Source organism: Candidatus Methanomethylophilaceae archaeon, from assembly GCA_017524805.1.
Lineage (GTDB): Archaea > Thermoplasmatota > Thermoplasmata > Methanomassiliicoccales > Methanomethylophilaceae > Methanoprimaticola.
In genome coordinates this window covers 1-12,373 of sequence record JAFXUX010000028.1, presented here as the reverse complement: position 1 = coordinate 12,373, position 12,373 = coordinate 1, and the positions used below count along the sequence as shown (strand labels likewise).

Annotated in this window: 12 protein-coding genes and 1 tRNA gene; 11 read left to right on the top strand and 2 right to left on the bottom strand. The window is 54.6% G+C overall.

The genetic code is table 11. The annotated features are described in order from the left end of the window. Positions 1-52 precede the first annotated feature (52 nt). Positions 53-1,672, bottom strand: a complete 1,620-nt coding sequence (locus IKP20_05855) for an InlB B-repeat-containing protein (GenBank protein ID MBR4504477.1) — start codon at positions 1,670-1,672, stop codon at positions 53-55. A gap of 552 nt (positions 1,673-2,224) precedes the next feature. Between IKP20_05855 and IKP20_05850 the strand changes: the two genes are divergently transcribed. The 4 genes from IKP20_05850 to cadA all read left to right on the top strand — a co-directional run bounded on the left by IKP20_05850 (position 2,225) and on the right by cadA (position 8,365). Next, positions 2,225-4,450 (top strand): HRDC domain-containing protein, encoded by a 2,226-nt coding sequence (locus tag IKP20_05850; protein MBR4504476.1) that lies wholly within the window; start codon positions 2,225-2,227, stop codon positions 4,448-4,450. A gap of 96 nt (positions 4,451-4,546) precedes the next feature. Beyond that, positions 4,547-5,884 (top strand): DUF559 domain-containing protein, encoded by a 1,338-nt coding sequence (locus IKP20_05845; protein MBR4504475.1) that lies wholly within the window; start codon positions 4,547-4,549, stop codon positions 5,882-5,884. Positions 5,885-5,912: 28 nt separating this feature from the next. Next, entirely contained in the window at positions 5,913-6,134 is a 222-nt protein-coding gene (locus tag IKP20_05840; protein MBR4504474.1) for a heavy-metal-associated domain-containing protein, read from the top strand. Continuing rightward, positions 6,131-8,365 carry a cadmium-translocating P-type ATPase gene (cadA, locus tag IKP20_05835; GenBank protein ID MBR4504473.1) on the top strand — a complete coding sequence of 745 codons (2,235 nt, stop codon included), beginning with the start codon at positions 6,131-6,133 and terminating at the stop codon, positions 8,363-8,365. Before IKP20_05840 ends, cadA begins: the two co-directional genes overlap by 4 nt. On the opposite strand, the gene IKP20_05830 is transcribed toward cadA, so the two are convergent. Next, positions 8,330-9,001 carry a diphthine--ammonia ligase gene (locus tag IKP20_05830; GenBank protein ID MBR4504472.1) on the bottom strand — a complete coding sequence of 224 codons (672 nt, stop codon included), beginning with the start codon at positions 8,999-9,001 and terminating at the stop codon, positions 8,330-8,332. The genes cadA and IKP20_05830 overlap by 36 nt on opposite strands. A gap of 92 nt (positions 9,002-9,093) precedes the next feature. On the opposite strand from IKP20_05830, the gene rpiA reads away from it, so the two are divergent. The 7 genes from rpiA (at position 9,094) to IKP20_05795 (ending at position 12,255) form a co-directional block, all read left to right on the top strand. Beyond that, positions 9,094-9,843 carry a ribose-5-phosphate isomerase RpiA gene (gene rpiA, locus IKP20_05825; protein MBR4504471.1) on the top strand — a complete coding sequence of 250 codons (750 nt, stop codon included), beginning with the start codon at positions 9,094-9,096 and terminating at the stop codon, positions 9,841-9,843. Between the two features lie 119 nt (positions 9,844-9,962). After that, positions 9,963-10,241: a 50S ribosomal protein L44e gene (locus IKP20_05820; GenBank protein MBR4504470.1), complete on the top strand. Its 279-nt coding sequence runs from the start codon at positions 9,963-9,965 to the stop codon at positions 10,239-10,241. A 5-nt stretch (positions 10,242-10,246) separates the two neighbouring features. Next, the gene (locus tag IKP20_05815) at positions 10,247-10,414 is read left to right on the top strand and encodes a 30S ribosomal protein S27e (protein MBR4504469.1); all 168 of its coding nucleotides are present in this window, start codon (positions 10,247-10,249) and stop codon (positions 10,412-10,414) included. Next, positions 10,414-11,196 (top strand): translation initiation factor IF-2 subunit alpha, encoded by a 783-nt coding sequence (locus IKP20_05810; protein MBR4504468.1) that lies wholly within the window; start codon positions 10,414-10,416, stop codon positions 11,194-11,196. Before IKP20_05815 ends, IKP20_05810 begins: the two co-directional genes overlap by 1 nt. Before the next feature lies 1 nt (position 11,197). Then, positions 11,198-11,386, top strand: coding sequence for an RNA-protein complex protein Nop10 (locus IKP20_05805; GenBank protein ID MBR4504467.1), 189 nt, complete (start codon positions 11,198-11,200; stop codon positions 11,384-11,386). Further along, a complete protein-coding gene (locus IKP20_05800; protein MBR4504466.1) occupies positions 11,364-12,092 on the top strand; it encodes a PAC2 family protein in 729 nt (242 codons plus the stop codon). Before IKP20_05805 ends, IKP20_05800 begins: the two co-directional genes overlap by 23 nt. A 51-nt stretch (positions 12,093-12,143) precedes the next feature. After that, positions 12,144-12,255: transfer RNA gene (locus IKP20_05795), tRNA-Tyr, on the top strand. Positions 12,256-12,373: the final 118 nt, after the last annotated feature.

Below are 12,373 nucleotides of genomic sequence, written 5' to 3'. Positions count from 1 at the left end.
GGTGGTGATGATGATACTCAAAACTATATTTGGGCACACGGCGGAGACGATATTATCTTCTTAGAAGGCAATACCCGTTTCCGCCGTTTCCGCCCTTTATGTAGATGCTCCCATTACCAGAAAGAGCGAGACTCTTGCAAGACACGGCCGAGTAGCCAATGATACCATTACCACCAGAAGTCGTGGCACTGGTCCCATCATAGCCATAGAGACTACAAGATCCATCGACGACTATTTTCAGGGATACCCCGTCTGCAGATATGAGAGGGTACGAACCAGATGATTTCATACTGGCATTGTGGAGATTGATTGTAACAGTGTTGCTGCGCGGGGTCACCGTTATGCTGGTGGAAACGGTGCCACTAGTGCCGTATATGTCGGCAACATCATATCCCGATCCAATCTGTATGGTCGAGGGACGATCAGCCAAATAGAACTTAATGGACTGGACTTCCTTTGTCCATTGGGCATAAACAGTGGTATTGGCAGTTATAGGACTACCGAAGTTGAACTTAGTACTTCCGCCTGTTGACGTATACCACCCCTCAAACTTATATCCGCTCAAAATTGGATCAGACGGAACAGAAGCATATCCTCCGGCAACAACTGTCTGGGAAGGCACTGAAGAGCCTCCGTTAGAATTGAATGTCACAGTATAGCTTTTGGTGATTACTGTAAAACTTGCCGTGATTGTCATGTCACTTCTGACTGTTCCAGAAGAAACGGACCATCCCGTGAAGGTATATGTGTTCTGAGAGGTAGAAGCAGACGGATTTGCGACAATCCTCTGACCACCAACTGTGAGCGTCGAACCGTTGGCGCTAATTGTGGCACCGTCCTGAACGGTTATCGAAGTCGGAGATACGGTACCATTACCATTGGTCCTGAAAATGACAGTGTGGTAGGTACTATCCCAATGGGCATAAAGTGTCAAATCATACGTGATAGGCTTGCTGAAATTAAACTGCTCTCCGCCAGACGAAGCGGTAAACCACCCAAGGAAATTATAACCAGACCTTGTCGTAGTCGGCTCCGTGATTTTATCCCCAGAATTAACAGTTTGGCTGGAGACATAAGAACCTCCGTTGGCATTGAAAGTGACCGTATAAGTTGTCACGGGAGTCGAGTTCTGAGTCCAATGCGCATAAAGCGTCATGTTGCTGGCGATTGGGTTGGAGAAGTTGAACTTCGACCCTCCGGACGCGGCGGTGTACCAGCCGTCGAAAGTGTATCCGCTCCTGGAGACAGATGGCTCGTTTGCATAGGAGCCCGCAGTGACGGTTTGGCTGGTGCTGGGGGAACCTCCGTTGGCATTGAAAGTGATCGTATAGGAGGTTGTAGGTGTCTGATCAGGAATCCAGTGAGCATACAACGTCGTGTCCTTGTTTATCGATTGCGAGAACGAGAACTGACTCCCACCATTCTGAGATGTGAACCATCCCTGGAACGAATAACCGGCCCTGGAAGTCGTAGGCTCGACGGCACGATCACCCTGCTTTACGCTCTGGCTCGAAACATATGAGCCGCCATCGGTCACAAACGATACAGTATATGTCTTGACATCATCATTCCCGTTGTCATTGCTTCCAGATCCCATCATCATGAAAGCTGCGATACCCGCGACTATTACGACAGCAGCAATAACGATAGCGGCTATAGCGGCCCCCTTCATAAAGAAGACCTCCCTACTATTTTGTCAGAAAAAGTATTCGGAATGATATTCTCATTCCAGAAAGTTACGGCCCCTTCTCCCCATCCCACGATTATTTGCATGGGTTGGACGGAACCAATATCATTCTTTTTTCTCATTTAATCAGCTCTAGGTCGAAAAAAGCTTCCACCTATATGCAAATCGTTAGAATGTTATTTATAAGTTGTATGAACTACTATTCATAATCTTTTATTTGAGAAAAAATTATTTTTCAATCAACAACAGCCATCGAACAACAAACAACACAAGAAATGATAATAAAACATCTTCCGACCCATTTTGTGCGTCACCTATCTAAAAAAGTTAACTATAGTCTAATCGGAATACTTATTGAAAAAATGGCCTGATAAAATAAAACCAAATAAATTCGACGTCTAAATCTTAGACCTATTCGCTGAATATAGGGACATAATACTCGAAATACCACTTTCGGGCACCCCGTTCTTAGATTCAAATACGGATCAAGCATGGAACCGATGGAAAAGTGCTGACGCTTTCCGGAAGGTGACTGCCATGGAAGATTCGTATGCTATCCGCGAAAACGGCTTGGAATGCCACGGAACGGGATGTGCAGCGGAAGCGGCAGACCTTCTGGCTGAACTCGCAGGCATAAGAGAAATCCTCCGCGACGATAAAGAGGAGGGAAACAGGACCCGTTCCATATGCTCGGACGAAGTCCTGGAAGAGATGGCCCGCCGCCTTCCGGTCAGGGCCGAGGATTTGGCTGCAATACCGGGGGTCGGCCAACGCTTCATAGAACAATACGGCGAAGCCTTCCTGGAGATAACAAGAAGATACTCGGCGGCAGCATCCGGCGGCATTGGGATGCGCTGCGAGACCGCCGCTACGCTGAGAAAACTCGAGAAAAATCTCACCGATCTCGGCAGAGGCAACCGCATGCTGTTCCAATCAAGGCTGTATGCGAGCAGCGGTTTGGACCTTACCATAATTGCCGGAGCGGATGTGATCAGCTTTCTATTCTCGGACGGAATCGCCAGCACCTTAAATTCGGACCAAACGACGCGCAGACATGCCATAGAGATAGTGCGCGAAGCGAACAGAGAGCTCCGCGACAGAGGGAGCTTCGACCTGTATGCCGCATACCCGTTCGCCGAAGGGAGATTGGAGGACGGGTTCGCGGTCAGGGCTCCTCTCGCCTTGTTCCCCGTATGCGCATCCAGAGAGAAAGGGACCGTAACCATTCGCGTGGATCCGTCTCGCGACGTCATATTCAACGGGACTCTGATATTGGCAGCCATGAGGGCATCCGGGACCGACTGTCCGCTGCCGGAATGCGATGCGGATGACGCCTCAGCTGAGGGCTTCGCGGCCTGCCTGTCGGCGTTCTATACAGAGCAAGGAATACCCATATCCTGGAAATTGGAAAAACCCGTGCCGTTCGTGGACGGAGAGCCGGATAGACTGATGCAGTACGCCTGCGGAGAGATCAGAACAGTCCCATTCGCCGTCCTGGGCAGGTACTCACTGTACTCCGGATCGGTGCAGAAGGATTTCGGCTCCATCATCTCCGGAAGCGCGGTAAGCGGGATTCTTGACAGATTCGTAACCAAACCTAAACCAGAGCCGTTCCCAGAGAAATTGGTCTCCGAAAGGGATCTGCTCTGCGCCGAACCTCTGGATCCCTCCCAGGAACGCATAATCGCCGCTATGGGAGAGACCGAGTGCATAGTGATACATGGGCCGCCGGGAACCGGGAAATCCCAGGTCATAACGGAGGCCGTGATGTCCGCGGCGGCGAAAGGCATGAGCGTTCTCGTGGTATCGGAGAAGAAAACCGCTCTGGACGTGGTACGCTCGAGGCTGGGAGAACTGTCAGATTACTGCATGATGGCGGATGACGCAGGGGACAAGAGCTCTTTCTACGGGCAGCTGAATAGGATGCTTTCGCTGGAAGAACCTCCGAAAGCCCCTGATATCGATGCCATAAACGATTCCATAGAATCGGCGCTGAGCAGGTTAGGGGACATCGAAAAGAACCTCCTTGGCAGAAGGGAATCCGGGCTGGAACCCATGAGACTGTATTCCGAGGACTTGGAGCGCAGGCTTCCCGGGAAAGGCATACCTGCCGATGTCCTGGAGAATGTTCCGAAGAAAGCCGGCGAGATGGGTTATTCCGAGGTCTTGGAGATGCACGAACTGTTCTCCGACCCGGCCAAAGCCGCGCTTTACAGGGATTACAAAGATTCCGCCAAAAGGTATCCGATTCTTCTGGCCATGAAAGACGGCCTCACTGGGCAGGACATAGCTGAGCTCCGCCATGGGATAGAATCCTTGGCTTCCATGGACCCTGACGGGCTTGACGGAGTTCTGGCCAGATCCAACGGGAAGGCCAGAGGAGAGAATGCGGCCGCATCCCTGATCGGCAGATACTTCTCGGGCTACAGCCGCAGCATCGCCGACGCCATCCTTAAGGATCCGCAGACGTCTCTGGAAGCTCTGGACCGCTACTGGGCATATTCCGCCGGCGAGGCCGCGTTCGGAGATCTGCCTTGGCCGTGGAAAGCCTACGGAAACGGGATGCTCGAGCTGGCTTCCTCCGGCATGACTCTGGCGGAAAGCGAAGCCAAGATGTTCGAGGCCGTGGAATCGGCTCAGACGCGCAGATTCGATCCCGAATTCGATGCGTCTTCCCTGGAAAGGTTCGAGAGTCTTCTGGATGAGACCGACGTCCTTATGGCGGAGAAGAGGGGAGCCATACGCGCATGCGCCCGCGAATAGCTCCATGGATACCTCTCAGAAATAAAAGACTCAAGGCGTTTCCCCGACATATCCAGGATATCCAACTCCAAAAGAAGGTGGAGCCCGGGCAGGTTCATGTCCCGCTTCGGCTACGAGATGATCGGCGGCATCCGCATATGGCTGCTCACCCCCGAGGCAGTGTCCGAGATGCTCCCTCTGAGGATTGGCCTTTTCGATCTGGCCATATTCGACGAGGCCTCGCAGATGCGCATGGAACGTGGGATACCTTCGCTGTACCGCGCCAAGAAAGCGGCAGTAGCCGGAGACCCGAAGCAGCTCCGCCCATCGAGCGTGGGAACCGGGAGATACAAGGCGGAAGAGGATGGAGAAGGCAGCCTTCTGGATGCCGCGCGGCCCAGATTCCCGTCGTTCCTTCTGGGATTCCATTACCGCTCGAAATACGCTGAGCTCATCGAGTTCTCCAACCGCGCATTCTATGGCGGGAAGCTTATGGTAGCCCCCAACGTCCGCGAACCCGAATCCCCGGCCATAGAGGTGCGGGTCACCGACGGAATCTGGGAGAACAGACGCAACGAAAAAGAAGCGCGCGTCGCCGTAGAAGCCCTCAGAGAATTCCTTGCCGAGCGCAGAAACGGGGAGACCGTCGGCATAATCACTTTCAACTCGTTCCAAAGGGACCTCGTGGCAGACATCCTGGATGACGCTTGCGCTTCCGACCTAGAGTTCGGCAGAGCCGTTGCGAAGGAGATGCGCAGGACCGAGGGCGGAGAGGACGTGGGGCTGTTCGTGAAGAACGTCGAGAGCGTTCAGGGAGACGAAAGGGACGTCATCATATTCTCGTGCGGCTACGGCAGGAACCGCGAGGGGAGATTCCTTCAGAGATTCGGATGGCTCAGCGCCAAAGGCGGGGAGAACCGCCTCAATGTCGCCATAACCCGCGCCAAAGAGAAGCTTATCCTCATAAGATCCTTCGACCCCGGCGACATCCGTTCCGACGGGACTTTGGGAGGTCCGGAGATCTTCAAAAGATACGTAAGATACGCGGATGCCGTTAGCTCCGGAAACAGAGAAGAAGCCGAGCGCATCCTGGATTCGTTCGCGTGCGCCGACGAATCGGAATCCGAAGCGATCGAGCCTGCCCTCGACATATTGGAAAGCAGGCTCAAAGCGGCCGGCTTGGACGTCGAGAGGAACGTGGGGATAGGCAGCCACAGGATCGGGCTGGCAATCAGAGAAGACGGAAACCGCATCCTCGGAGTCGAGCTCGATCGCACGCTTTATGCATCGGATCCGGACCCCAGATCCAGGGATTGCCTGAGGCGCAGATACCTGAATTCCAGAGGATGGAACGTGATGCGCGTATGGACGCCGTTGATCTGGAGGGATCCGGACGGCATAGCCGACGCCATAATCGATGCGTCAGGATTTTCGAAAGAACCTATGAAATCTTAATAAATCCCCTGCCTCAATAGCAAAGACCATGGCAAAAACTACGCTTAAGATCGAAGGAATGATGTGCGAAGGCTGCGTCTCCAACGTGACGAAAGCCTTGGAATCCACGGAAGGCGTCGAATCTGCCGCTGTGGACCTGAAAAAAGGCACCGCAACCGTGATGCACAGCGGCGTCCCTGACGAGAAGCTGATAGGCGCCGTCGTGGACGCGGGATTCAGGGCTTCCGTCAAAAAGGGCCTATTCTCATGAGCAAACGCGTATTCCGCATTGGCGGCATGACCTGCGCCGCGTGCGTGGGGAGAGTGGAAAGCGCCATCAAATCGGTTCCGGGAGTCCAATCCGCGGAAGCCAACATAGGCAGCTGCACCGCCAACGTCGAATATGACGGCTCTCCGCAGACGGAAGCCGCCATAGCGAAGGCCGTGGAAGCGGCTGGGTACGCCGTGGTTAGCGACGACCGCGACGAAGCCGCCAAAGAAGGGAAGGAAGCCCTCAGGAAACAGTTCCGCGACCTCGTCATAGCGATTGTTTTCGCTATCCCTCTGAGCATAATAGCCATGGGGCCTATGCTGGGGCTGTTCGAACCCTTCTTGGATCCGCTCCCCTATTGCATCCTGCAGGGCGCCCTGTGCGTCCCGACGCTCATCGCGGGCAGGAGATTCTTCAGGAAAGGTTTCCCGGCGCTGCTGTCGGCCCATCCAACGATGGATTCGCTGATAGCCCTAGGATGCGCGGCGTCGGTGATTCTGGCCTCCTACAACACATATCTGGTCAGCACAGGCAACATGCACGCTATGCACAGCGTCTGCTTCGACTCCGCGTCGATGATCATAGCGCTGGTCAGCATCGGAAAATACGTCGAAGCCCGCTCCAGATACCAGACCGAGGATTCCGTCAGAAGCCTGCTTTCCACGGCGCCGGATACCGCCTGCGTAATCAGAGATGGGAAAGAATTCAACATAAAAACGTCCGAGCTCGTCCCCGGGGACATAATGCTGGTTCGTCCGGGAGAGCGCATACCAACTGACGGGACTGTCATATCCGGGACATCATCGGCGAACGAATCCATGCTCACCGGAGAGAGCATGCCCGTTGACAAAGGCCCGGGCGATTTCGTCTACGGCGCGACCGTCAACGGCGGCGGAAGCCTCCAAGTAAAAGCAGAAAAAACCGGCGAGGACACCGCGATATTCCAGATCGCCCGCATGATCGAGATGGCCAGAAGCACCAAGGCTCCGGTGGCCAACTTGGCCGACAGGGTGGCCGCGGTTTTCGTCCCCACTGTGATCTGCATAGCCATAGCGGCTTTCGCGGCATGGATGCTCGCCGGAAAAGGCGCCCAATTCTCGCTCACCGTGGCCATTTCCGTGCTGGTGATATCCTGCCCGTGTGCGCTCGGACTCGCCACGCCGCTGGCAATGGTCGTCGGGACGTGGAAAGGGTCGGAACATGGGATCCTGTTCAAAACGGCTACGGCAGTCGAGTCCTCTTCGAAGGTAGACACTATTGTCCTGGATAAAACGGGGACCTGCACCTTGGGGACCCCCGCCATAAGCGAGATCAGAGCTGAAGGCGACGAAAACAAGTTCGTGGGTCTGATCGCGGCCGCGGAATCCGATTCGGAGCACCCGCTGGGAAAAGCCATATGCGCCTTCGCGAAAGACAAAGGAGTCGAATTGCCGCCTCACGAGGGCTTCAAAAGCCTCTCCGGGTCGGGAATCGAATGCGTTTGCGACGGCAAGAACGTCCTCATAGGCAACCGCTCCCTTATGGAGGAAAGAGGCATCGAAATCCCCGGAGGCCACCAAGAACGCGCCGGGATGACCTGCGTGATGGCGGCCGCTGACGGAAAGTTCCTCGGATCCGCGCTGATATCGGATCCCATAAGGCCGGAGAGCCCTGACGCCATACGCTCCCTGAAAGAAGACGGCGTGAACGTCATAATGGCAACGGGAGACGGCGTATCCGCGGCAGAGGCCATATCCTCGGAGCTGGGAATCGATGAGGTGCGCCATGGAATGAAGCCTGGTGACAAGCTGAAGCTGGTGAAAGACCTCCAGATAGCTCAGAAACGCGTTGCGATGGTCGGAGACGGGATAAACGACGCTCCTGCCCTGTCCCAAGCGGACGTGGGGATAGCCGTCGGCGCGGGAACCGACGTAGCCATGGAATCGGGCGACATCGTGCTGATGAACAGCGACCTCCGCAGCGTCCCGGCGGCTTTGGAGACGGGAAAAGCCGTCATGAAGACGGTGAAAGAGAATCTGATATTCGCGTTCGGATACAACGCCGTATGCATACCCATAGCGGCGGGCCTTCCGGTTCTGTTCGGATACGACGGGCTGACCGACCAGATGCCGATGCTTTCGGCCGCGGCGATGTCTTTGTCGTCGATATCCGTGGTCACCAACACGCTCAGATTGCGGCGGTTCAAGCCGAAAGCCTTATCTGGGCGCCAGCGAGGCTTCTCTTACCTTTAAAGTGCCGCCTTTGCTGGACCAAACCTTTTCCGCCGAATCTATCGAGAGCGCCAGGGAATGCATGGGGGAGTCGACAGCCATCGATTCATATTCCCCTCCCTCGCCCAATATGCTTATCCCGGTCCTCTCGCGGATTTTTTTGAGCTCGGAGACTGCTTCCGCATCTATCTCGCGGCCTAGCCACTCCTCTCCCAGGCCCTCCGCATAACATCCGACGATGATGGCGCGTATCCCGGAAGCCAGAAACTCGTCCATAACAAGATCCTGATTTTTCCTCCAAAGCGGCGAGAAAACTTTCAGGCCCAGTTCCCCGCATATCAGATTGATCCTGTCCCACTGATAATCCGACCAAACCGCTCCGGTTACGACCCCATCCACATCCAAGCCATCCAAGGCTCTGCGGAGGCCTTCCATATCCCCTTCTTCCGTGCCGTCGCTCGAGGCCGTGACCATCATCTTTCCCATAGCCTCGGCCATAAGAGGGATGAGCTTCAGATTTGGAACGTGGAATATCCAGGAATCGTCCCCCTTCGGCATCACGCTGACGAGACACGGGACCTCGTGCCCCATCTGCTCTGCCAGGTACATCGAAAAAGTGGAATCTTTGCCTCCGGAATACAGAGATGCCAATCTCATGATAGAAAATCATTGCCGTTCCACTAATAGTTTTGGTGCATCCATTCGCCAACTATAAAAAAAAGTTAGCGCTAATGTTTCCTAGATAAACCATGGACCAGCCACTGGAAAACAAACGGAACTCCGCGGACGTGAAAAAAGTCGTCGCGGAAGCGGCCGTAGAAAGATTCGTTAGGGACGGGATGGCTGTAGGGCTGGGAACCGGGACCACCGCCAACTTCGCGATACTGAAGATCGCAGAGCTTGTGGACGAAGGCATGGACCTGACCTGCGTTGCGACATCGGTCCAAAGCGAAAGGCTGGCTAAATCCTGCGGGATAAATGTCTGCGAGCTCGACGAAGTTGGATCTTTGGACATAACCATAGATGGCGCCGACGAGATCGACCACGACATGCAGCTCATAAAGGGATTGGGCGGAGCGCTTCTGAGAGAGAAGATAGTCGCAGCCGCCACCGCCAAAGAGATAATAGTCGCGGGCGAGAGCAAAGTAGTGGACAAACTCGGGACGTTGGTGCCTCTTCCGGTGGAAGTGGTGCCTTTCGGCCACATGCATACCGCCAAAGCCCTAAAACAGCTGGGCTGCGTCCCCGTTCTGAGGATGGCCGAAGAAGGCATACCGTTCGCCACAGACAGCGGGAATTACATCTACGACTGCAAATTCCCCGGCATAGACATGGCCTTCCGCACGGAATCGAAGATCAACAACATACCGGGGGTGGTCGAGAACGGCCTTTTCCTGAACACGGCCTATGAGGTCCTGGTATGCGACGGCTCATTCAATATAACGGCTCTGTCCGAAGAGGCGATAAGAAGGCGCGGAAACGAAATAAGGCTGCTCTGATGGGCCACCACCTTTTTTCCCTTCTAGTTAATAAAAATATATAAAAAGGGCTGACAGCGCCTTTTTTATATCACCTCAGTATTAGCACCTTCCGATTCATTTCGCAGAGGTGAATATCAATGAAGATGCCCAGAAATATCAAAAGATACTGCCCTTACTGCAAGGCCCACACGACCCAGGAGGTCGAGAGGGTCAAGAAGAAGAAGGCCAGCGAACTCAAATGGGGTCAGAGGAGATTCAGAAGAGTGACCGCAGGTTACGGAGGTTTCCCCAGGCCCAAGCCGGAAGGAAGGGAGAAGCCCACCAAGAGGATCAACCTCAGGTACAGATGCACCACCTGCAAGAAGGCCAACATCTCCCCCTGCATCCGCGCAAAGAAATTCGAGCTTACGGAGTGATTCGCATGACTGGAGATTTCATCAGAATCAAATGCCCCGACTGCGCAAATGAGCAGATCACCTTCAGAAAGGCCTCGACCAAGGTCACCTGCAAGGTCTGCGGCTCCGTTCTTGTCGTCCCCAAAGGCGGCGTCGGCGAGATCAAGGGCGAAGTGCTTGAGGTAGTCGGCTGATGTCCAGAGTCAGGGGCTTTCCCGAGAACGGCGAGCTCGTCGTCTGCACCGTGAAAAGCGTGAAGAATTTCGGCGCTTTCGTTACCCTCGACGAGTACGACGACAAAGAGGGATTCATCCATGTCAGGGATGTGGCCCCGGGCTGGGTCAAATACATCAAAGACTTCATCAGAGAAGGTCAGAAAACCGTCTGCAAGGTTCTGGGCGTCGATTCAACCAAAGGTCACATCGACCTTTCCTTAAAATCCGTGAACGAACACCAGAAAAGGGAGAAAATCCAGCAATGGAAGAACGAGAAGAAAGCGGAGAAGCTCGTCGAGATCGTCGCCGAAAGGATGTCGATCTCCGTCGACGAAGCTTACGACATCTTCGGAAACGTTCTTCTGGAGGAGTACGAGACGCTTTACGGCGCCTTCGAGTCCGCCGTCGCTTATCCCGAGGAATTCCTGGAGGAATTCACCGGGGATTGGACAGACACATTCATGGAGGTCGCAACCGAGAATGTCGCGCCCCCGAAGGTCCAGATCGACGGCATTTTGGAGATGTCCTCCCCCGCCCCCAATGGTATGGAGCTCGTCAAGAACGCCCTCCTGGCCGGGCTTGAGGCAGCAGATGACGCTGATGCCGAGATTACCTGCGTCGGATGCCCCAAGTACAGGATCGTCGTCACCGCAAACGAATACAAGGAAGCTGAGGAGGCCATGAGGAAAGTCTCCGAAAGCGCCATAAAGTGCCTCACTTCCAACGGCGGAACGGCCGTTCTGAAGCGCGAGAGCAAGTGAGATGCGGTCGGAAATCCGCAGATGCTCCGGTTGCGGCAGGTACACCCTCCGCGAATCCTGCCCCATCTGCGGCTCCCCTGCATCATGCCCCGTGCCTCCGAGGTATTCTCCGGAGGATCGCATGGGAGAATACCGCAGGAAAGCCATAATCGAAGAGTACGGTATGAATGGCAAACTTCGTGGCGTATGATTCGAAACCAAACATCAAAGATCCGATTCTGATCGCAGGGCTCCCAGGAATAGGCGAAGTCGGCAGGATAGCCGCCGATTTTATAGCCGAGAAACTGGAAGCGAAACGTTTTGCCCGCATATTCTCTCCCGATCTTCCGGCCGAAGCCAAGATTGTCGGCAGCATCATAGAGCCCGTCTGCCATGAGCTATGGCATGCTCATACTGCCGCGGAAGACGTTCTGTTGCTCCTAGGCGATTCTCAGGGGACCACGCCTCAAGGAATTTTCGATCTGTCCGAATGCGAGTTCAGAATCGCGTTGGAATACGGCCCGTCCCTCATTATAACGCTTTGCGGATATGGCGTCGATGAGCTCTCCCGCGAACCCCGCGTCATCGGGGCGGCATCCAGAGCGGAACTCGCAGAGAAGTATGGAAGCTTCGGTATAACATTCAGCTTGGATCGGGAAGAGAGAATCGCGGGAGCCGCAGCGCTGTTTGCCAATTTCGGTATCGCCTATGGGATCGATTCGATCTGCCTGATGGGAGAGACTTTAGGGGCGCCTTCAGACTACAGAAGCGCGGCATCCGTCGTGGAATCGCTATCCAAAATCATCGGCACGCCGATCGACGTCTCCGAACTGAGAAGCAGCGATGGAGATGCAAAAAATACCGATGGGAAAAGCGATGCCGGCCCCAACCCAAATGGCGTATCCTATTTCGGATGACACTTTGGTTGTACAATAGATTTAAATACGCAATCTATATTGCACATTTGTCCCCACTTAGCTCAGACTGGCCAGAGCGGCTGACTGTAGAAGTGTTTTCGGAAACTCCGATACAGCCGCTGAAATCAGCAGGCCCCCTGTTCAAATCAGGGAGTGGGGACCACCCCTTCCCAGCACCCTTCTAGATTTGACGGCTTAAACTGTCCCGCATGCTCTTACGGAGTTAAGCCGGAGCAGGGCTCCGACGGCCGTCCCAGCATTATCGACGAGCTCCTGCACAG

Excerpts from the sequence above, each read along its gene's own strand:
- IKP20_05855 (MBR4504477.1), bottom strand. The coding sequence starts at position 1,672 with ATGAAGGGGGCCGCTATAGCCGCTATCGTTATTGCTGCTGTCGTAATA.
- IKP20_05850 (MBR4504476.1), top strand. The coding sequence starts at position 2,225 with ATGGAAGATTCGTATGCTATCCGCGAAAACGGCTTGGAATGCCACGGA.
- IKP20_05845 (MBR4504475.1), top strand. The coding sequence starts at position 4,547 with ATGTCCCGCTTCGGCTACGAGATGATCGGCGGCATCCGCATATGGCTG.
- IKP20_05840 (MBR4504474.1), top strand. The coding sequence starts at position 5,913 with ATGGCAAAAACTACGCTTAAGATCGAAGGAATGATGTGCGAAGGCTGC.
- cadA (MBR4504473.1), top strand. The coding sequence starts at position 6,131 with ATGAGCAAACGCGTATTCCGCATTGGCGGCATGACCTGCGCCGCGTGC.
- IKP20_05830 (MBR4504472.1), bottom strand. The coding sequence starts at position 9,001 with ATGAGATTGGCATCTCTGTATTCCGGAGGCAAAGATTCCACTTTTTCG.
- rpiA (MBR4504471.1), top strand. The coding sequence starts at position 9,094 with ATGGACCAGCCACTGGAAAACAAACGGAACTCCGCGGACGTGAAAAAA.
- IKP20_05820 (MBR4504470.1), top strand. The coding sequence starts at position 9,963 with ATGAAGATGCCCAGAAATATCAAAAGATACTGCCCTTACTGCAAGGCC.
- IKP20_05815 (MBR4504469.1), top strand. The coding sequence starts at position 10,247 with ATGACTGGAGATTTCATCAGAATCAAATGCCCCGACTGCGCAAATGAG.
- IKP20_05810 (MBR4504468.1), top strand. The coding sequence starts at position 10,414 with ATGTCCAGAGTCAGGGGCTTTCCCGAGAACGGCGAGCTCGTCGTCTGC.
- IKP20_05805 (MBR4504467.1), top strand. The coding sequence starts at position 11,198 with ATGCGGTCGGAAATCCGCAGATGCTCCGGTTGCGGCAGGTACACCCTC.
- IKP20_05800 (MBR4504466.1), top strand. The coding sequence starts at position 11,364 with ATGGCAAACTTCGTGGCGTATGATTCGAAACCAAACATCAAAGATCCG.